The organism is Enterobacter asburiae, from assembly GCF_001521715.1.
Classification (GTDB): Bacteria; Pseudomonadota; Gammaproteobacteria; order Enterobacterales; family Enterobacteriaceae; genus Enterobacter; species Enterobacter asburiae.
Genome location: NZ_CP011863.1, coordinates 2,428,531 through 2,446,541, shown reverse-complemented (window position 1 = coordinate 2,446,541; position 18,011 = coordinate 2,428,531). Strand labels below are relative to the sequence as shown.

Annotated in this window: 18 protein-coding genes; 17 read left to right on the top strand and 1 reads right to left on the bottom strand. The window is 56.6% G+C overall.

Going from position 1 to position 18,011, the window contains the following annotated elements:
• The first annotated feature begins 81 nt into the window (after positions 1 to 81).
• Entirely contained in the window at positions 82 to 1,299 is a 1,218-nt protein-coding gene (gene fabB / locus ACJ69_RS11960) for a beta-ketoacyl-ACP synthase I (RefSeq protein WP_023312571.1), read from the top strand.
• 209 nt (positions 1,300 to 1,508) lie between these two features.
• On the top strand, positions 1,509 to 2,687 hold the full coding sequence (locus ACJ69_RS11955) for an MFS transporter (RefSeq protein WP_059347096.1): 1,179 nt from the start codon (positions 1,509 to 1,511) through the stop codon (positions 2,685 to 2,687).
• 84 nt (positions 2,688 to 2,771) lie between these two features.
• Here the strand turns inward: ACJ69_RS11955 and flk are convergent, their stop codons facing one another.
• Positions 2,772 to 3,776 carry a flagella biosynthesis regulator Flk gene (gene flk / locus ACJ69_RS11950; protein WP_059347095.1) on the bottom strand — a complete coding sequence of 335 codons (1,005 nt, stop codon included), beginning with the start codon at positions 3,774 to 3,776 and terminating at the stop codon, positions 2,772 to 2,774.
• Positions 3,777 to 3,889: 113 nt separating this feature from the next.
• Between flk and pdxB the strand changes: the two genes are divergently transcribed.
• The 15 genes from pdxB (at position 3,890) to hisP (ending at position 17,968) form a co-directional block, all read left to right on the top strand.
• Positions 3,890 to 5,026 (top strand): 4-phosphoerythronate dehydrogenase PdxB, encoded by a 1,137-nt coding sequence (gene pdxB, locus ACJ69_RS11945; protein WP_054830124.1) that lies wholly within the window; start codon positions 3,890 to 3,892, stop codon positions 5,024 to 5,026.
• Between the two features lie 67 nt (positions 5,027 to 5,093).
• Positions 5,094 to 6,107 carry an aspartate-semialdehyde dehydrogenase gene (locus ACJ69_RS11940; protein WP_059347094.1) on the top strand — a complete coding sequence of 338 codons (1,014 nt, stop codon included), beginning with the start codon at positions 5,094 to 5,096 and terminating at the stop codon, positions 6,105 to 6,107.
• Complete coding sequence (truA, locus tag ACJ69_RS11935) at positions 6,107 to 6,919, top strand: tRNA pseudouridine(38-40) synthase TruA (protein WP_023312566.1); 813 nt, start codon at positions 6,107 to 6,109, stop codon at positions 6,917 to 6,919. The genes ACJ69_RS11940 and truA overlap by 1 nt, the downstream gene beginning before the upstream one ends.
• Positions 6,920 to 6,947: 28 nt before the next feature.
• The gene (locus tag ACJ69_RS11930) at positions 6,948 to 7,607 is read left to right on the top strand and encodes a DedA family protein (protein ID WP_032659206.1); all 660 of its coding nucleotides are present in this window, start codon (positions 6,948 to 6,950) and stop codon (positions 7,605 to 7,607) included.
• A gap of 154 nt (positions 7,608 to 7,761) precedes the next feature.
• The gene (gene accD / locus ACJ69_RS11925) at positions 7,762 to 8,667 is read left to right on the top strand and encodes an acetyl-CoA carboxylase, carboxyltransferase subunit beta (RefSeq protein ID WP_023336427.1); all 906 of its coding nucleotides are present in this window, start codon (positions 7,762 to 7,764) and stop codon (positions 8,665 to 8,667) included.
• Positions 8,668 to 8,737: 70 nt separating this feature from the next.
• On the top strand, positions 8,738 to 10,006 hold the full coding sequence (gene folC / locus ACJ69_RS11920; protein ID WP_059347093.1) for a bifunctional tetrahydrofolate synthase/dihydrofolate synthase: 1,269 nt from the start codon (positions 8,738 to 8,740) through the stop codon (positions 10,004 to 10,006).
• Positions 9,996 to 10,688, top strand: a complete 693-nt coding sequence (gene dedD / locus ACJ69_RS11915; RefSeq protein ID WP_023312562.1) for a cell division protein DedD — start codon at positions 9,996 to 9,998, stop codon at positions 10,686 to 10,688. The genes folC and dedD overlap by 11 nt, the downstream gene beginning before the upstream one ends.
• A gap of 228 nt (positions 10,689 to 10,916) precedes the next feature.
• The gene (cvpA, locus tag ACJ69_RS11910) at positions 10,917 to 11,405 is read left to right on the top strand and encodes a colicin V production protein (protein WP_000262116.1); all 489 of its coding nucleotides are present in this window, start codon (positions 10,917 to 10,919) and stop codon (positions 11,403 to 11,405) included.
• A gap of 33 nt (positions 11,406 to 11,438) precedes the next feature.
• Entirely contained in the window at positions 11,439 to 12,956 is a 1,518-nt protein-coding gene (gene purF / locus ACJ69_RS11905) for an amidophosphoribosyltransferase (RefSeq protein ID WP_059347092.1), read from the top strand.
• An 89-nt stretch (positions 12,957 to 13,045) separates the two neighbouring features.
• Complete coding sequence (locus ACJ69_RS11900; protein WP_029740194.1) at positions 13,046 to 13,615, top strand: UbiX family flavin prenyltransferase; 570 nt, start codon at positions 13,046 to 13,048, stop codon at positions 13,613 to 13,615.
• A 291-nt stretch (positions 13,616 to 13,906) separates the two neighbouring features.
• Entirely contained in the window at positions 13,907 to 14,689 is a 783-nt protein-coding gene (gene argT, locus ACJ69_RS11895) for a lysine/arginine/ornithine ABC transporter substrate-binding protein ArgT (protein ID WP_023312560.1), read from the top strand.
• A 226-nt stretch (positions 14,690 to 14,915) separates the two neighbouring features.
• Entirely contained in the window at positions 14,916 to 15,698 is a 783-nt protein-coding gene (gene hisJ / locus ACJ69_RS11890; protein ID WP_023336423.1) for a histidine ABC transporter substrate-binding protein HisJ, read from the top strand.
• An 88-nt stretch (positions 15,699 to 15,786) separates the two neighbouring features.
• The gene (locus ACJ69_RS11885; RefSeq protein ID WP_014832782.1) at positions 15,787 to 16,473 is read left to right on the top strand and encodes a histidine ABC transporter permease HisQ; all 687 of its coding nucleotides are present in this window, start codon (positions 15,787 to 15,789) and stop codon (positions 16,471 to 16,473) included.
• Positions 16,470 to 17,186, top strand: coding sequence for an ABC transporter permease (locus ACJ69_RS11880; RefSeq protein WP_054829676.1), 717 nt, complete (start codon positions 16,470 to 16,472; stop codon positions 17,184 to 17,186). Before ACJ69_RS11885 ends, ACJ69_RS11880 begins: the two co-directional genes overlap by 4 nt.
• A gap of 8 nt (positions 17,187 to 17,194) precedes the next feature.
• Positions 17,195 to 17,968, top strand: coding sequence for a histidine ABC transporter ATP-binding protein HisP (gene hisP, locus ACJ69_RS11875; protein ID WP_054829679.1), 774 nt, complete (start codon positions 17,195 to 17,197; stop codon positions 17,966 to 17,968).
• Positions 17,969 to 18,011 lie beyond the last annotated feature (43 nt).

The following is an 18,011-nucleotide window of genomic DNA, read 5'->3' as shown; positions in this document are numbered from 1 at the left end:
CTGATCGGACTTGTTCGGCGTACAAGTGTACGCTATTGTGCGACTCGAAACTTACTATAGTGCGACTTACAGAGGTATTGAATGAAACGTGCAGTGATTACTGGCCTGGGCATTGTTTCCAGCATCGGTAATAACCAGCAGGAAGTCCTGGCATCTCTGCGTGAAGGACGCTCCGGGATCACTTTCTCTGAAGAGTTTAAAGATTCAGGTATGCGTAGCCACGTATGGGGTAACGTCAAACTGGACACCACCGGTTTGATTGACCGCAAAGTGGTTCGTTTCATGAACGATGCCTCTATTTATGCTTATCTCTCCATGCAGGAAGCGATCAAAGATTCCGGCCTGAGCGAAGAGGTTTATCAGAACAACCCGCGCGTGGGTCTGATCGCCGGTTCCGGCGGCTCATCAAAAGCGCAGGTATTCGGCGCTGACGCAATGCGTAGCCCGCGTGGTCTGAAAGCAGTAGGTCCGTACGTGGTAACAAAAGCCATGGGCTCTGCGGTTTCCGCGTGCCTGGCGACCCCATTCAAAATCCACGGTGTGAACTACTCCATCAGCTCCGCGTGTGCGACCTCCGCGCACTGCATCGGTAATGCTGTTGAGCAGATCCAGCTGGGTAAACAGGACATCGTATTTGCTGGCGGCGGCGAAGAGCTGGGCTGGGAAATGGCCTGTGAATTCGACGCGATGGGCGCACTGTCCACCAAGTACAATGAAACCCCGGATAAAGCCTCCCGTACCTATGATGCGCACCGTGACGGTTTCGTTATCGCGGGCGGCGGCGGAATGGTTGTGGTTGAAGAGCTGGAGCATGCTCTGGCACGTGGCGCGCACATCTATGCTGAAATCGTGGGCTACGGTGCAACGTCTGACGGCGCCGACATGGTTGCGCCATCCGGCGAAGGCGCGGTGCGCTGCATGAAGATGGCGATGCACGGCGTTGACACCCCAATCGACTACCTGAACTCCCACGGTACCTCTACTCCGGTAGGCGACGTGAAAGAGCTGGGTGCGATCCGTGAAGTCTTTGGCGACAACAGCCCGGCGATCTCCGCGACCAAAGCCATGACCGGTCATTCTCTGGGTGCGGCTGGCGTGCAGGAAGCGATCTACTCTCTGCTGATGCTGGAAAACGGCTTTATCGCGCCAAGCATCAACATTGATGAGATGGACGAGCAGGCTGCTGGCCTGAACATCGTGACCAAACCAATGGACGCGACGCTGACCACCGTCATGTCAAACAGCTTCGGCTTTGGCGGCACCAACGCCACGCTGGTAATGCGTAAGCTGAAAGCATAAGTTTTACGTTTGATTCCGGAAGGGAGCCATAAGGCTCCCTTTTTTTTATGCATTGACAAGCGGCTGATCTCACAGGCAAACTTCACCACTCAACATTATCCTCACGATAATGCGTAAGCGTTTAACGTCAACCAACGCACCTTAATCCTGATTATCAGGTAGAGGGGGCGTGGCATTTCCCCGCCTTACTCTTCATTTCGGAGTAAAGCATGACTGCAGTAACTCAAACAGAAACAACCTCTTCAGCGAACGTCTCGCTGTTCCGTATCGCTTTCGCGGTATTTCTGACCTATATGACCGTTGGCCTGCCGCTGCCGGTGATCCCGCTGTTCGTTCATCAGGAGCTGGGCTATGGCAACACCATGGTCGGCATTGCCGTGGGCATTCAGTTTTTAGCCACGGTATTGACCCGCGGCTACGCCGGACGGCTGGCGGATCAGCACGGTGCAAAACGTTCGGCGTTACAGGGGATGTTTGCCTGTGGGCTGGCGGGCGGCGCATGGCTGCTGGCTGCTCTCCTGCCCGTAGACGCCGCGTATAAATTTGCGCTGCTGGTGCTGGGCCGTTTAATCCTTGGCTTTGGTGAAAGCCAGCTGCTGACCGGTACCCTGACCTGGGGAATGGGGCTGGTGGGGCCAGCACGCTCCGGCAAGGTGATGTCCTGGAACGGCATGGCCATCTATGGCGCGCTGGCCGCAGGCGCACCGCTTGGGCTGCTGATTAATAGCCAGTTTGGATTTGCGGCGCTGGCCGCAACCACGATGGTTTTACCCCTGCTGGCGTGGGCGTTTAACGGCTCGGTGCGTAAGGTGCCCGCGCACAAAGGCGAGCGGCCTTCTCTGTGGAGCGTGGTTGGCCAGATCTGGCAGCCGGGTCTTGGCCTGGCGCTGCAGGGCGTGGGTTTTGCGGTGATCGGTACCTTCGTCTCGCTCTATTTTATGAGCCGCGGCTGGGCGATGGCTGGTTTTACGCTTACCGCGTTTGGCGGCGCGTTTGTGCTGATGCGCGTGCTTTTTGGCTGGATGCCGGATCGCTTTGGCGGCGTGAAGGTGGCGGTGGCGTCGCTGATGATAGAGACCGTGGGTCTGCTGCTGCTGTGGAATGCACCCGTGGCATCCGTTGCGCTGCTCGGCGCGGCGCTAACCGGCTGCGGCTGTTCACTGATCTTCCCGGCGCTGGGCGTTGAAGTGGTGAAGCGCGTGGCCCCACAGGTGCGCGGTACGGCGCTGGGCGGCTATGCGGCGTTTCAGGATATCTCATACGGGGTAACCGGGCCGCTGGCAGGGGTGTTAGCCACCTCGTTTGGTTATCCGTCCGTTTTTCTGGCCGGTGCGGTTTCTGCGGTGGTGGGGATCGTGGTGACGCTGGTGGCGTTTCGCAGATCGTAGTTTTTGCCCGGTGGCGCTTCGCTTACCGGGCCTACAACCGCACTAGCCGTAGGCCGGGTAAGGCGAAGCCGCCACCCGGCAGTGTTAAGCAACCAGCCAGAAAATCGCCAGCGCAATCAGTAGCGCAATAAACATCAATCCCGGACGCGCAGAGAGCGTTCTGAACGTCTCGACGACTGGCGCAAACAGCGGGCTGTAGATCGGCTGAATGTTTCTCACCTCCGGCACGCCGCCTTCGCGCTCGGCGCGGCGAACGAAGATTTGATTGAGCAGATCCTGCACCTGCGCGGTGGTCAGTACCGTTTGCGGCGTGGCCTGCCAGTTTTGCTGGGCGTAATCCCGGATGACTTCAAACTCGTGCGGCTCAAGCGGCTGCTTCAGTGCCGCCTGGACGGTATGCAGGGTAGGGGCATTCTGGGTGCTGAGCGTCTGGCGCGCCTGGAGCCAGGTCACCAGATGAGTAAACTGTTTGGCCGGGATCAGCTCACCCGCCTTCACGCCGGACAGCTCCAGCATGGATTGCCAAATAAGCTTCGTCGGTTCGCCGGTGGCCGCAGCCAGCTTCGTCACCATCTGCTTGAGCGTGTTGTGCTCGGCGGGCAGCAGCGGACGCTCGGTCGCCGGGCGCACCTGAGGCTGCGGAATCGACAGCTCGTTGTTCTGCAGCAGGGTCAGCACGGTTTTGAGCTGGTCGGGCGTCAGCTGCCCCAGCGCGGTCTGACCATACTGCTGGCGAATAAAATCGCTCACCGCCTGCCGGTTATTGCCCTGGCCCAGCAGCTCCGTCAGCTGAGCGACAATCTGGCGCGTGGTGTGGTTATGCTGCGCGGTATTAATACGCTGGTTCAGGTTTTGCTCGGCCGCAGGGAAATGGCGCGACTGCAGCGGTGCGTCGTTCCTCACGCCTAAATCATGCTTTACCCCGGCCCAGACTTCCGCGTTTTGCTGTGAAGTCAGTGCGATCAGGCGCGTGATCAGTCGCTCCAGCACGGTGCGCTGTTGCGTGGATAGCGGTTGTTCACCGGCAACGTTTGGCGTGACGGGGCCTTCACCCGGAGGGCGTGGCGGCGTACCTGAAATGGGCTGCATCGTCAAAAATCCTTAAAGTCAAAACTCAGCGTAAACCAGGCATACATATATGCCTGGCGGCCAGATTATGGCACACTTGGCAGGTTTTCTTCCTCTCAAACAGGTACTCAGACGTGAAAATCCTCGTTGATGAAAATATGCCTTACGCCCGTGAGCTGTTTAGCCGCCTGGGTAACGTTAAGGCTGTCCCTGGTCGCCCGATCCCGGTCAACGAACTGGATGACGCAGACGCGCTGATGGTGCGCTCGGTGACTAAAGTAAATGAGGCGTTGCTCGCCGGTAAAGCGATTAAGTTTGTCGGAACCGCAACGGCAGGGACCGATCATGTGGATGATAAATGGCTGAAGCAGGCCGGAATCGGTTTTTCCGCCGCGCCGGGCTGCAACGCCATCGCCGTTGTGGAATACGTTTTCTCCTCCCTGCTGATGCTGGCCGAGCGCGACGGTTTTGCGCTGAAAGACCGCACCGTGGGGATTATTGGGGTGGGTAACGTCGGCGGGCGCCTGCAAAAGCGCCTGGAAGCGTTAGGGATCCGCACGCTGCTGTGCGATCCGCCGCGTAAAGACAACGGCGATGACGGGGATTTCCGCTCGCTGGATGAGCTGGTTGAACAGTGTGACGTGCTGACTTTCCACACGCCGCTGTTTAAAGAGGGGCCGTACAAGTCGCTGCATCTTGCTGACGAGGCGCTGATCCGTCGTCTGAAGGCTGGCACTATTCTGATAAATGCCTGCCGTGGTCCGGTCGTCGATAACGCCGCGCTGCTGACATGTCTGAATGAAGGACAACACCTCAGCGTGGTGCTGGACGTCTGGGAGCCGGAGCCGGATCTCAACGTTGAGCTGCTTAACAAGGTGGACGTGGGCACGGCGCATATCGCCGGTTATACCCTCGAGGGGAAAGCGCGCGGTACGACGCAGGTCTTCGAGGCCTACAGCGCTTTTATCGGCCATCCGCAGCAGGTAGCGCTCGATACCTTACTCCCCGCGCCTGAATTTGGCCGCATTACCCTGCACGGTCCGCTCGATCAGGCAACGCTGAAAAGGCTGGTGCATTTGGTGTATGATGTGCGCCGCGATGATGCGCTGCTGCGTAAAGTGGCGGGGATCCCGGGTGAGTTTGATAAGCTGCGCAAGAACTACGTTGAGCGCCGCGAGTGGTCTTCCCTGTATGTGATGTGCGACGACGCGTCGGCGGCGACGCTGCTGCATAAGCTGGGATTTAACGCCGTTCATCACCCGGCGCATTAATGTCTTCTTAATGCTCCCTGTCGGATACTCCGACAGGGACGCTTTTTTATTTCTGGAGTAAACCACCATGTCTGAAGGCTGGAACATTGCCATTTTAGGTGCCACGGGTGCCGTGGGCGAAGCCCTGCTCGAAACCCTTGCTGAGCGTCAGTTCCCGGTGGGCGATATCTATGCGCTGGCCCGTACCGACAGCGCAGGTGAGCAACTGCGTTTTAACGGTAAATCCGTCATGGTCCAGGACGCGGCCGCGTTCGACTGGACGCAGGCGCAGCTGGCGTTTTTTGCTGCGGGCGCTGAAGCGACTGCTGCGTACGTTGAAGAGGCGACTAACGCTGGCTGCCTGGTGATCGACCTGAGCGGTCTGTTCTCAATGGAGCCGGATGTGCCGCTGGTGGTGCCGGACGTGAACCCGTTTGTGCTGGCTGACTACCGCAACCGTAACGTTATTGCGGTTCCGAACAGCCTGACCAGCCAGCTGCTGACCGCGCTGAAACCGCTGATCGACGACGGCGGCCTGTCGCGCATTACCGTCACCAGCCTGCTTTCGGCGTCCGCGAACGGTAAAAAGGCCGTTGACGCGCTGGCCGGGCAGAGCGCGAAGCTGCTGAACGGTATCCCGATTGACGAAGATGATTTCTTTGGCCGCCAGCTGGCGTTCAACATGCTGCCGCTGCTGCCGGACCGCGAGGGCTCCGTGCGCGAAGAGCGTCGTATCGTCGATGAAGTGCGCAAAATTTTGCAGGACGATGGCCTGATGATCTCCGCCAACGTCGTGCAGTCCCCGGTCTTCTACGGCCACGCGCAGATGGTCGGCTTTGAAGCCCTCCGTCCGCTGGCGGCAGAAGAGGCGCGCGACGCGTTTGGCCGCGGTGAAGACATCGTGCTCTCTGAAGAGAGCGAGTTCCCGACGCAGGTTGGTGATGCCACGGGCAGCGCGCATCTTTCCGTTGGCTGTGTGCGTAACGATTACGGCATGCCGGAACAGGTTCAGTTCTGGTCCGTTGCCGATAACGTTCGCTTCGGCGGCGCGCTGATGGCGGTCAAAATCGCTGAAAAACTGGTGCAGGAGTACCTGTACTGATGTCAGACGTGGAACAAAAGCCGGTCCATAGAATTGCCCTCGGAATTGAGTACGATGGCAGTAAATATTATGGCTGGCAGCGTCAGAACGAGGTGCGCAGCGTCCAGGAAAAGCTGGAAAAAGCGCTCTCTCAGGTGGCAAACGAGCCGATTAACGTCCTGTGCGCGGGACGTACGGACGCGGGTGTTCACGGTACGGGGCAGGTGGTTCACTTTGAAACCACCGCCGTGCGTAAGGATGCTGCCTGGACCCTGGGTGTAAATGCGAATTTGCCTGGTGACATTGCGGTGCGTTGGGTAAAAGCTGTGCCGGATGATTTTCACGCGCGCTTCAGCGCCACGGCGCGTCGCTACCGTTATGTCATCTACAACCAGCGCCTGCGTCCGGCGGTGTTAAGCCAGGGCGTGACGCATTTTTATGAACCGCTTGATGCGGAACGTATGCATCGCGCGGCGCAGTGTCTGATTGGTGAAAATGACTTTACGTCGTTTCGTGCGGTGCAGTGTCAGTCCCGCACGCCGTGGCGCAACGTCATGCACATAAACGTCAGCCGTTTTGGCGCGTATGTGGTGGTGGATATCAAAGCCAATGCCTTTGTACATCATATGGTTAGGAATATTGTGGGCAGCCTGATGGAAGTGGGTGCCGGACACCAGCCGGAGAGCTGGATTGCAGACCTGCTGGCAGCGAAGGACAGAACGCTTGCGGCAGCCACGGCGAAAGCGGAAGGATTGTATCTGGTCTCAGTAGACTATCCGGATCGATTTGACCTGCCGAAACCGCCAATGGGTCCGCTATTTTTAGCGGACTAAACAAAGGTGCAATTAGGGCTTAGACAATATGGACGTAATTCGTTTTTTGATTGATTTCATTCTGCATATTGATGTTCACCTGGCGGAGCTGGTCGCGCAGTATGGCGTCTGGGTTTACGCCATTCTGTTCCTCATTCTGTTTTGTGAAACCGGTCTGGTCGTTACCCCATTCCTGCCGGGGGATTCACTGCTGTTCGTTGCCGGGGCGCTATCGGCGTTGCCCACTAACGATCTGAACGTGCATCTTATGGTTGTGCTGATGGTGATTGCTGCCATTATCGGTGATGCGGTCAACTATACGATTGGACGGGTGTTCGGTGAGCGGCTGTTCAGCAATCCTGATTCGAAAATTTTCCGTCGCAGCTATTTAGACAAAACCCATGCGTTTTATGAACGCCATGGCGGAAAAACCATTATCCTTGCGCGTTTTGTGCCTATTGTGCGCACATTTGCACCGTTTGTGGCGGGAATGGGGCATATGTCCTATCGTCATTTTGCGGCATACAACGTGGTTGGCGCGCTGCTGTGGGTTCTGCTGTTTACCTACGCAGGCTATCTGTTTGGCGATCTGCCGATCGTTCAGGAAAACCTTAAGTTACTGATTGTGGCGATTATTGTGCTTTCCGTACTGCCGGGCGTTATCGAAATCATTCGTCACAAACGTGCGGCGGCAAAACAAGCGAAGTAAATGCACGCTGGCGGTTCGACCACTTTTTTATCCAAAGTTTCGGGCTGTTATGTTTTAATGTGCAACATTCATGGTCTGTTGGAGGCAAAAATGGCATTATTCGCCTCTTATAGCAAAACTGGCATACGACCAGGTTCAGGCAGAAAGGTTATCAATGAGCTGGATTGAACGAATTAAAAGCAACATTACCCCAACGCGCAAAGCGAGCATTCCTGAAGGGGTATGGACGAAGTGTGATAGCTGCGGTCAGGTTCTGTATCGCGCAGAGCTGGAGCGCAACCTTGAGGTGTGTCCGAAGTGTGACCACCATATGCGTATGTCGGCGCGCAACCGCCTGCATAGCCTGCTGGACGAAGGCTCTCTGGTAGAGCTGGGCAGCGAACTCGAGCCAAAAGACGTGCTGAAGTTCCGCGATTCCAAAAAATACAAAGATCGTCTGGCCTCTGCACAGAAAGAGACCGGCGAGAAAGACGCGCTGATCGTCATGAAAGGCACCCTGCATGAGATGCCGGTTGTTGCCGCTGCGTTTGAGTTCGCCTTTATGGGCGGCTCTATGGGCTCCGTGGTCGGTGCGCGCTTCGTGCGTGCCGTTGAGCAGGCGCTGGAAGACAACTGTCCGCTGATCTGCTTCTCTGCATCCGGCGGCGCGCGTATGCAGGAAGCGCTGATGTCGCTGATGCAGATGGCGAAAACCTCTGCTGCGCTGGCGAAAATGCAGGAGCGCGGTCTTCCGTACATCTCCGTGCTGACCGACCCAACCATGGGCGGCGTCTCCGCGAGCTTCGCGATGCTGGGCGATCTGAACATCGCTGAGCCAAAAGCGCTGATCGGCTTTGCGGGTCCTCGCGTTATCGAGCAGACCGTTCGTGAAAAGCTGCCGCCGGGCTTCCAGCGCAGTGAGTTCCTCATTGAGAAAGGCGCCATCGACATGATTGTCCGCCGTCCGGAAATGCGCCTGAAGCTGGCGAGCATCCTGGCGAAGCTGATGAATCTGCCAGCGCCAAACCCGGATGAGCCGCGCGAAGGCGTGGTGGTACCGGATCAGGAACCCGAGGCCTGATAACTGAAAAGGGCAGGGCCGGTTGGCGCTGCCCTTTTGCTTTCTAATCTGTTAATGACAACCGGGCATTATGGAAAATAAAAGCATTCCCCAAGCCACGTCGCCCCTGGCCGCGTGGCTTTCTTATCTGGAAAACCTGCACAGTAAAACCATCGATATGGGGCTTGAGCGCGTAAGCCAGGTCGCCGCGCGTCTTGATGTGCTCAAACCGGCACCTTTCGTGTTCACCGTCGCGGGTACCAACGGTAAAGGCACGACCTGCCGCACGCTGGAATCTGTCCTGATGGCCGCGGGTTACAAAGTTGGCGTGTACAGCTCTCCACACCTGGTCCGCTACACCGAGCGCGTTCGCGTGCAGAACAGCGAGCTGCCGGAATCGGCGCATACGGCGTCGTTCGCGGAAATTGAAGCCGCGCGCGGCGAGATCTCATTAACCTATTTTGAATACGGCACCCTGTCGGCGCTGTGGCTGTTCAAACAGGCGCAGCTGGATGTTGTGATCCTTGAGGTCGGCCTCGGCGGACGTCTTGATGCGACCAATATGGTGGATGCGGACGTGGCGGTGGTCACCAGTATCGCGCTGGACCATATCGACTGGCTGGGACCGGATCGTGAAAGCATTGGCCGCGAGAAGGCCGGTATTTTCCGCGCAAATAAGCCCGCCGTGGTCGGCGAGCCGGATATGCCGCACACCATTGCTGACGTGGCAAACGAGAAAGGCGCGCGTCTGCTGCGCCGCGGCGTTGACTGGCAGTATGAGGTTCAGGATAACGGCTGGCGCTTTAGCGATGCGCAGGGCGCGCTGGACAACCTGCCGCAGCCGCAGGTACCGCAGCCGAACGCGGCAACCGCGCTGGCGGCACTGCGCGCCAGCGGCCTCGTGGTCAGCGAGCAGGCGATCCGCGACGGTATTCAGAGCGCAATTCTGCCCGGGCGTTTCCAGATTGTCAGCGAGTCACCGCGCCTGATTCTGGACGTGGCGCATAACCCGCATGCGGCGGCGTATCTCGCGGGACGTCTCAAATCGTTACCAAAAACCGGGCGCGTGCTGGCGGTTATCGGTATGCTTCATGATAAAGATATCGGCGGGACGCTGGCCTGCATGGAGAGTGTGGTCGATAGCTGGTATTGTGCTCCTCTGGAGGGGCCGCGCGGCGCGACGGCTGAGCAGCTGATGGAACATCTCGGCAAAGGCGCAATCTATAGTAGCGTGGCTCAGGCCTGGCATGCCGCGATGGCGGATGCTAAACCAGAAGATACCGTGCTGGTGTGTGGTTCATTCCACACGGTGGCACATGTCATGGAAGTGATGGACGCGGGGAGAACCGGTGGCGAGTAAGTTTCAGAACCGTTTAACAGGAACCATTGTGCTGGTCGCGCTCGGGGTGATTATTCTCCCGGGTCTGCTCGACGGGCAGAAAAAGCATTATCAGGACGAGTTTGCCGCTATTCCGCTGGTGCCGAAACCGGGTGACCGCGATGAGCCGGATATGCTGCCAGCGGCGACGCAGGCGCTGCCTGCCCAGCCGCCGGAAGGTGCGGCGGAAGAGGTGCGTGCAGGCGATGCCGCCGCACCGTCGCTCGATCCGTCACGCCTGGCGGCAGCGAGCAGCAGCGATATCGATCCGGTGCCGGTAGAGCAGCCTAAACCTGTTGAAAAACCGAAGCCGGTTGAGAAGCCGCAGCCGCAGCCGAAACCGCAGCGGGATAAAGCCGCAGAGCAGCTGGCTGCCGCGTCAGAAACCCCACCGCCGGCAAAACAAGACGCGGCACCGACCGGAAAAGCGTACGTTGTGCAGCTCGGCGCGCTGAAAAACGCCGATAAGGTCAACGAGGTCGTGAGCAAACTGCGCAGTGCGGGATATCGTGTTTACACTTCACCTTCCACGCCGGTGCAGGGTAAAATTACCCGTATCCTCGTGGGGCCAGAAGCGTCCAAAGATAAGCTTAAAGGTTCGCTCGGTGAGCTGAAGCAGATCTCCGGCCTGAGCGGTGTGGTGATGGGCTACAGCGCGAACTGATAAGATCTTACCCCTCCCCGGAGTAGTTTGCTCCCTCTCCCTTGAGGGAGAGGGCCGGGGTGAGGGGGAGCAGACGTCCACAGAGACGTCAAATGGACCGTGGCGTTGAACATTTTTTCAGCGCCTTTTTTATTTACGCGCGGGAAGGAAATCCCTACGCAAACGTTTTCTTTTTCTGTTAGAATTCGCCCCGAACTGGATGACAGGGCGTTAAATCGTGGGACACATATGGTCTGGATTGATTACGCCATCATTGCGGTGATTGGTTTTTCCTGTCTGGTTAGCCTGATCCGTGGCTTTGTTCGTGAAGCGTTATCGCTGGTAACCTGGGGTTGTGCTTTCTTTGTTGCCAGTCATTACTACACTTACCTGTCTGTCTGGTTCACGGGCTTTGAAGATGAACTGGTCCGAAACGGAATTGCTATCGCGGTGCTGTTTATCGCAACGCTGATTGTCGGCGCTATCGTGAATTACGTGATAGGTCAGCTGGTCGAGAAAACCGGTCTGTCAGGAACGGACAGGGTGCTCGGGATCTGTTTCGGGGCGTTACGAGGCGTGCTGATTGTGGCCGCGATCCTGTTCTTCCTGGATACCTTTACCGGGTTCTCCAAAAGCGAAGACTGGCAGAAATCGCAGCTCATTCCAGAGTTCAGCTTCATCATCAGATGGTTCTTTGACTATCTGCAAAGCTCGTCGAGTTTTTTGCCCAGGGCATAAACCCTGAGATGTGGCTTAACGAGGAAAAGACGAATGTGCGGTATTGTCGGTATCGCCGGTTTCATGCCGGTAAACCAGTCGATTTATGACGCGTTAACGGTGCTTCAGCACCGTGGGCAGGATGCTGCGGGTATCATCACCATTGATGCAAACAACTGCTTCCGTTTACGCAAGGCGAATGGCCTGGTAAACGATGTGTTTGAAGCCCGCCATATGCAGCGTCTGCAAGGTAATATGGGGATCGGTCACGTTCGTTATCCTACTGCTGGCAGTTCCAGCGCCTCTGAGGCACAGCCTTTCTACGTCAACTCACCGTATGGCATCACCCTTGCTCATAACGGCAACCTGACCAACGCGCATGAGCTGCGTAAAAAGCTGTTCGAAGAGAAACGTCGCCACATTAACACCACCTCTGATTCTGAAATTCTGCTCAATGTGTTCGCCAGCGAGCTGGATAACTTCCGTCACTACCCGCTGGAAGCAGACAACATCTTTGCTGCGATTGCCGCGACAAACCGCCAGATCCGCGGCGCGTACGCCTGCGTAGCGATGATTATCGGTCACGGCATGGTGGCCTTCCGCGATCCAAACGGCATTCGTCCCCTGGTGCTCGGCAAGCGCGATCTCGGCGATGGCCGTACCGAATATATGGTTGCCTCTGAGAGCGTGGCGCTGGATACCCTGGGCTTTGAGTTCCTGCGTGACGTTGCGCCGGGCGAAGCGGTCTATATCACCGAGAAGGGCCAGCTGTTTACCCGCCAGTGTGCCGATAACCCGGTCAGCAACCCGTGCCTGTTTGAATACGTTTACTTCGCCCGCCCGGATTCCTTCATCGACAAGATTTCCGTCTACAGCGCGCGCGTCAACATGGGCACGAAGCTGGGCGAGAAGATTGCCCGCGAGTGGGACGATCTCGACATCGACGTGGTTATTCCTATCCCGGAAACCTCCTGCGATATCGCGCTGGAGATTGCCCGCATTCTGGACAAGCCATACCGTCAGGGCTTCGTGAAGAACCGCTACGTTGGCCGCACCTTTATCATGCCGGGCCAGCACCTGCGCCGTAAGTCCGTGCGCCGCAAGCTGAACGCCAACCGCGCGGAATTCCGCGACAAGAACGTTCTGCTGGTGGATGACTCCATCGTTCGCGGCACCACCTCCGAGCAGATTATCGAGATGGCGCGCGAAGCGGGTGCGAAGAAAGTCTATCTGGCCTCTGCAGCGCCGGAGATTCGCTTCCCGAACGTGTACGGCATCGATATGCCAACCGCCAACGAGCTGATCGCTCACGGCCGTGAAGTGGATGAAATTCGCCAGATCATCGGTGCCGACGGCCTGATTTTCCAGGATCTGAACGATCTCATCGACGCGGTGTGTGCCGAGAACCCGGAAATTCAGCAGTTTGAATGCTCCGTGTTCAACGGTATTTACGTGACCAAAGACGTTGACCAGCAGTACCTCGACTATCTTGATTCTCTGCGCAACGACGATGCGAAAGCCGTTCAGATGCAGAACGATCTTGAAAGCTTAGAGATGCACAACGAAGGTTGATGCTCCGGCAGGTGAGGGCGAATGCCCTCACTTGCAACTCCCCGCAAAATCCTGCACAGTCTGCCCTGAAATCAGTAAGGGCGAAAATCATGAAACGACTCATTGTTGGGCTCAGCGGCGCCAGCGGCGCGATTTACGGCGTACGTCTGTTACAGGTTCTGCGTAACGTGGCGGAAGTCGAGACCCATCTGGTGATGAGCCAGGCGGCGCGGCAGACCCTCTCTCTGGAAACCGATCTCTCCCTGCGCGATGTTCAGGCACTGGCGGACGTGGTTCACGATGCCCGTGATATCGCCGCCAGCATCTCCTCAGGCTCGTTTAAAACGGCCGGCATGGTTATCCTGCCCTGTTCAATTAAAACGCTCTCCGGCATTGTGAACAGCTATACCGACACCCTGGTGACGCGCGCGGCGGATGTGGTGCTGAAGGAGCGTCGTCCTCTTGTGCTCTGCGTGCGGGAAACGCCGCTGCACCTCGGCCATCTGCGTTTAATGACCCAGGCCGCTGAGCTTGGCGCCATCATCATGCCGCCGGTACCGGCGTTTTATCATCGCCCGACCTCGCTGGATGACGTGATTAACCAGACCGTTAACCGCGTGCTGGATCAGTTTGACATCGACCTGCCTGAAGATCTCTTCACCCGCTGGCAAGGGGCCTGATTCTGTGCACAAACAGAGTGCATGAAAAGAGACGTTGCCCTGTTTCAGGGCAATTATGCAACGGCGATCATATCCTCGACATTTAATTCGTTTTTTCCCTTTTTCTCTTTCCGGTTCGTTCGGCAGACCTGCTATCTTTCACCATTAAGGCAATATCGCAACGTTTTATTAACATATTTAACGTCGAAGTTTTGACCAGACGGCAATGTGGCATAAGACCTGCAAGATGAAGCCTGCAACACAACACACAACACAATACATAATAAAATCACGGTACTTGAGGGTAAATGTATGAAGAAGACGGTTCTGGCTCTGTCTTTGCTCGTGGGGTTAAGTGCGGCAGCAGGTAGCTACGCAGCGCTTCCACAGACGGTTCGTATCGGTACAGACGCAACCTACGCGCCATTCTCTTCCAAGGATGCGAAAGGCGATTTCGTGGGGTTTGATATCGATCTGGGAAATGAAATGTGCAAACGCATTGCGGTGAAATGCACATGGGTGGGCAGCGACTTTGACGCGTTAATCCCGTCGCTGAAAGCCAAGAAAATCGACGCCATTATCTCTTCTCTCTCCATCACCGAAAAACGCCAGCAGGAGATTGCCTTCTCTGACAAGCTCTACGCCGCGGATTCTCGCCTGATTGCGCCAAAAGGCTCCCCGATTAAGCCAACCATCGACTCGCTGAAAGGCAAGCATGTTGGCGTGCTTCAGGGATCGACGCAGGAAGGTTATGCCAATGCGACCTGGCGTGAGAAGGGTGTAGACGTGGTGGCTTACCAGAACCAGGATCTGATTTACTCTGACCTGGCCGCAGGCCGTCTGGATGCGGCATTCCAGGACGAAGTCGCCGCGAGTGAAGGCTTCCTGAAACAGCCTGCGGGTAAAGACTACGCCTTTGCGGGCCCGTCGGTAAAAGACAAAAAATACTTTGGTGACGGCACCGGTATTGGCCTGCGCAAGGATGATACCGAGCTGAAAGCCGCCTTCGACAAAGCCTTTGCAGAGCTGCGTAAAGACGGTACTTACGACAAACTGGCGAAGAAATACTTCGACTTCAACGTATACGGTGAATAATACCTGGCGCTAACGCACCGCAAAGGTGCGTTACGGGAGCGGTTGACTCAATACGGTGCATTTGTTGCACCGTATTGGATCGCTTTGTGCATACTTACGCATTTATAATGCAAAAATTCCCGCCTGAAGGGCATTAGTCTTTGCCTGACAGAGGGGATTGATGGCACATTAGCACCACCCCGTCGTCGTAAAAATCCCGTATGAAGACAGTTTGTTGAGGACAAATATGAAAAAACTCGTGTTGTCACTATCTCTGGTACTGGCCTTTTCCAGCGCCACCGCGGCATTCGCAGCCATTCCGCAGAAAATTCGGATTGGTACCGATCCAACCTATGCGCCATTCGAATCGAAGAATTCAAAGGGTGAACTGGTCGGTTTTGACATCGATCTGGCCAATGAGCTGTGCAAACGCATCAAAGCACAGTGTACCTACGTTGAGAACCCGCTGGATGCGCTGATCCCGTCCCTGAAAGCGAAAAAAATCGACGTGATTATGTCCTCGCTCTCCATCACCGAAAAACGTCAGCAGGAGATTGCCTTCACCGACAAACTCTACGCGGCAGATTCTCGTCTGGTAGTGGCTAAAGCTTCTGATATTCAGCCAACGCTGGAGTCCCTGAAAGGTAAACGCGTCGGCGTGCTGCAGGGCACCACGCAGGAAACCTACGGCAACGAACACTGGGCGCCGAAGGGGATTGAAATCGTCTCCTATCAGGGCCAGGAAAATATCTACGCTGACCTGACGGCAGGCCGAATTGATGCAGCATTCCAGGATGAAGTCGCGGCAAGCGAAGGCTTCCTGAAAACGCCGGTGGGTAAAGATTACAAGTTTGGCGGCCCGTCTATTAAGGACGTGAAGTTGTTTGGAGTGGGTACCGGTATGGGCCTGCGCAAAGAAGACAACGAGCTGCGCGAGGCGCTGAACAAAGCGTTTGCTGAAATGCGCGCTGACGGCACCTACGACAAGCTGGCGAAAAAGTACTTTGATTTTAATGTTTACGGCGGCTAATCGCCCCGTCAAATAACGTGCGGCCCCTCCCGCTGCGGGAGGGGAAAAGACACGGTTCCACCACTCACGATACGACAGGGCTCGCGGTATGCTGTACGGATTTTCTGGCGTTATTTTACAGGGCGCGCTTGTCACCCTTGAGCTGGCTATCAGCTCCGTGGTGCTGGCGGTGCTGATAGGTCTGGCGGGCGCAGGGGCGAAGCTTTCGGCTAATAAACCGCTGGCGCTCATATTTGAAGGCTATACCACGCTTATTCGCGGCGTTCCCGATCTGGTGCTGATGCTGCTTATCTTTTACGGTCTGCAGATTGCGCTGAACAGCGTAACGGACGCGATGGGCATGGGACAAATTGATATCGACCCGATGGTGGCCGGTATTATTACCCTCGGTTTTATCTACGGTGCCTACTTCACCGAAACTTTCCGCGGTGCCTACATGGCCGTGCCGAAAGGCCACATTGAGGCGGCAACCGCATTTGGTTTTACCTCTTCACAAACGTTTCGTCGGATTATGTTCCCGGCCATGATGCGTTATGCGCTCCCGGGCATCGGCAACAACTGGCAGGTTATCCTCAAAGCGACGGCGCTGGTCTCGCTGCTCGGTCTGGAAGACGTCGTGAAAGCGACTCAGCTGGCGGGCAAGAGCACCTGGGAGCCGTTCTACTTTGCGGTGGTCTGCGGCGTGATTTATCTGGTCTTTACGACTGTCTCCAATGGTGTGCTGCTTCTGCTCGAGCGTCGCTACTCCGTGGGTGTGAAGAGGGCTGACCTGTGATTGAGATTATTCAGGAATACTGGAAATCCCTGCTGTGGACGGATGGCTACCGCTTTACCGGCGTGGCGATTACGCTCTGGCTGCTGATCTCCTCCGTGGTGATGGGCGGCGTTCTGGCGTTGTTTCTTGCCATTGGCCGCGTGTCGAACAATAAATTTATCCAGTTCCCGATCTGGCTGTTTACCTATGTGTTTCGCGGTACGCCGCTGTACGTGCAGCTTCTGGTGTTCTATTCGGGGATGTATACGCTTGAGATCGTAAAAGGCACTGAGATGCTGAATGCGTTCTTCCGCAGCGGTCTGAACTGTACGGTGCTGGCGTTGACGCTCAACACCTGCGCCTACACCACCGAGATTTTCGCCGGGGCAATTCGCTCTGTCCCTTACGGTGAGATTGAAGCGGCGCGCGCGTACGGCTTTTCCTCGGTGAAACTTTATCGCTGCATTATTCTGCCGTCGGCGCTGCGTATCGCGTTACCGGCGTACAGTAACGAAGTGATTTTGATGCTGCACTCCACCGCGCTCGCCTTTACCGCGACGGTGCCGGATCTGCTCAAAATCGCGCGCGATATTAACTCCGCGACCTATCAGCCGTTTACCGCGTTTGGCATTGCGGCGGTGCTCTATTTAATTATCTCTTATGTTCTGATTAGCCTGTTCCGTAAGGCTGAAAAACGCTGGTTGCAGCATATAAAACCTTCTTCGACGCACTGAGAAAGATGATGGCTGAGAACAAATTAAACGTTATTGATTTGCACAAACGCTACGGCGAACATGAAGTGCTGAAAGGGGTGTCGCTGCAGGCGAATGCGGGCGACGTAATCAGTATCATCGGCTCATCCGGCTCGGGTAAAAGTACCTTCCTGCGCTGCATTAACTTCCTCGAAAAGCCGAGCGAAGGTTCGATTGTGGTGAGCGGGCAGAATATTAACCTGGTCCGTGACAAAGACGGCCAGCTGAAGGTCGCGGATAAACACCAGCTGCGCCTGCTGCGCACGCGCCTGACGATGGTGTTCCAGCACTTCAACCTCTGGAGCCACATGACGGTGCTGGAGAACGTGATGGAAGCACCGATTCAGGTGCTGGGCCTAGGCAAGCAGGAAGCCCGCGAGCGTGCGGTGAAATACCTGGCGAAAGTGGGTATCGACGAGCGCCAGCAGATGAAATACCCGGTGCATCTCTCCGGCGGTCAGCAGCAGCGCGTCTCCATCGCGCGTGCGCTGGCGATGGAACCGGAGGTGCTGCTGTTCGACGAACCGACCTCCGCGCTGGACCCTGAACTCGTTGGCGAAGTGCTGCGCATCATGCAGAAGCTGGCCGAAGAGGGCAAAACGATGGTGGTGGTGACGCACGAGATGGGCTTCGCCCGTAACGTCTCGAACCACGTGATTTTCCTGCATCAGGGGAAAATCGAAGAGCAGGGCCACCCGGACGAGGTGCTGGCGAACCCGCAAAGCCCGCGTTTGCAGCAGTTCCTGAAGGGGTCTTTGAAGTAGAGTTTGCCCTTCTCCCTCTCCCTGTGGGAGAGGGACGGGGTGA

What these genes read in the sequence shown, in the direction of transcription:
- truA (WP_023312566.1), top strand. Translation starts at nt 6,107, where the DNA reads ATGTCAGACGTGGAACAAAAGCCGGTCCATAGAATTGCCCTCGGAATT.
- flk (WP_059347095.1), bottom strand. Translation starts at nt 3,776, where the DNA reads ATGCAGCCCATTTCAGGTACGCCGCCACGCCCTCCGGGTGAAGGCCCC.
- accD (WP_023336427.1), top strand. Translation starts at nt 7,762, where the DNA reads ATGAGCTGGATTGAACGAATTAAAAGCAACATTACCCCAACGCGCAAA.
- cvpA (WP_000262116.1), top strand. Translation starts at nt 10,917, where the DNA reads ATGGTCTGGATTGATTACGCCATCATTGCGGTGATTGGTTTTTCCTGT.
- ACJ69_RS11940 (WP_059347094.1), top strand. Translation starts at nt 5,094, where the DNA reads ATGTCTGAAGGCTGGAACATTGCCATTTTAGGTGCCACGGGTGCCGTG.
- hisP (WP_054829679.1), top strand. Translation starts at nt 17,195, where the DNA reads ATGGCTGAGAACAAATTAAACGTTATTGATTTGCACAAACGCTACGGC.
- ACJ69_RS11930 (WP_032659206.1), top strand. Translation starts at nt 6,948, where the DNA reads ATGGACGTAATTCGTTTTTTGATTGATTTCATTCTGCATATTGATGTT.
- fabB (WP_023312571.1), top strand. Translation starts at nt 82, where the DNA reads ATGAAACGTGCAGTGATTACTGGCCTGGGCATTGTTTCCAGCATCGGT.
- folC (WP_059347093.1), top strand. Translation starts at nt 8,738, where the DNA reads ATGGAAAATAAAAGCATTCCCCAAGCCACGTCGCCCCTGGCCGCGTGG.
- purF (WP_059347092.1), top strand. Translation starts at nt 11,439, where the DNA reads ATGTGCGGTATTGTCGGTATCGCCGGTTTCATGCCGGTAAACCAGTCG.
- argT (WP_023312560.1), top strand. Translation starts at nt 13,907, where the DNA reads ATGAAGAAGACGGTTCTGGCTCTGTCTTTGCTCGTGGGGTTAAGTGCG.
- ACJ69_RS11885 (WP_014832782.1), top strand. Translation starts at nt 15,787, where the DNA reads ATGCTGTACGGATTTTCTGGCGTTATTTTACAGGGCGCGCTTGTCACC.
- ACJ69_RS11955 (WP_059347096.1), top strand. Translation starts at nt 1,509, where the DNA reads ATGACTGCAGTAACTCAAACAGAAACAACCTCTTCAGCGAACGTCTCG.
- hisJ (WP_023336423.1), top strand. Translation starts at nt 14,916, where the DNA reads ATGAAAAAACTCGTGTTGTCACTATCTCTGGTACTGGCCTTTTCCAGC.
- ACJ69_RS11900 (WP_029740194.1), top strand. Translation starts at nt 13,046, where the DNA reads ATGAAACGACTCATTGTTGGGCTCAGCGGCGCCAGCGGCGCGATTTAC.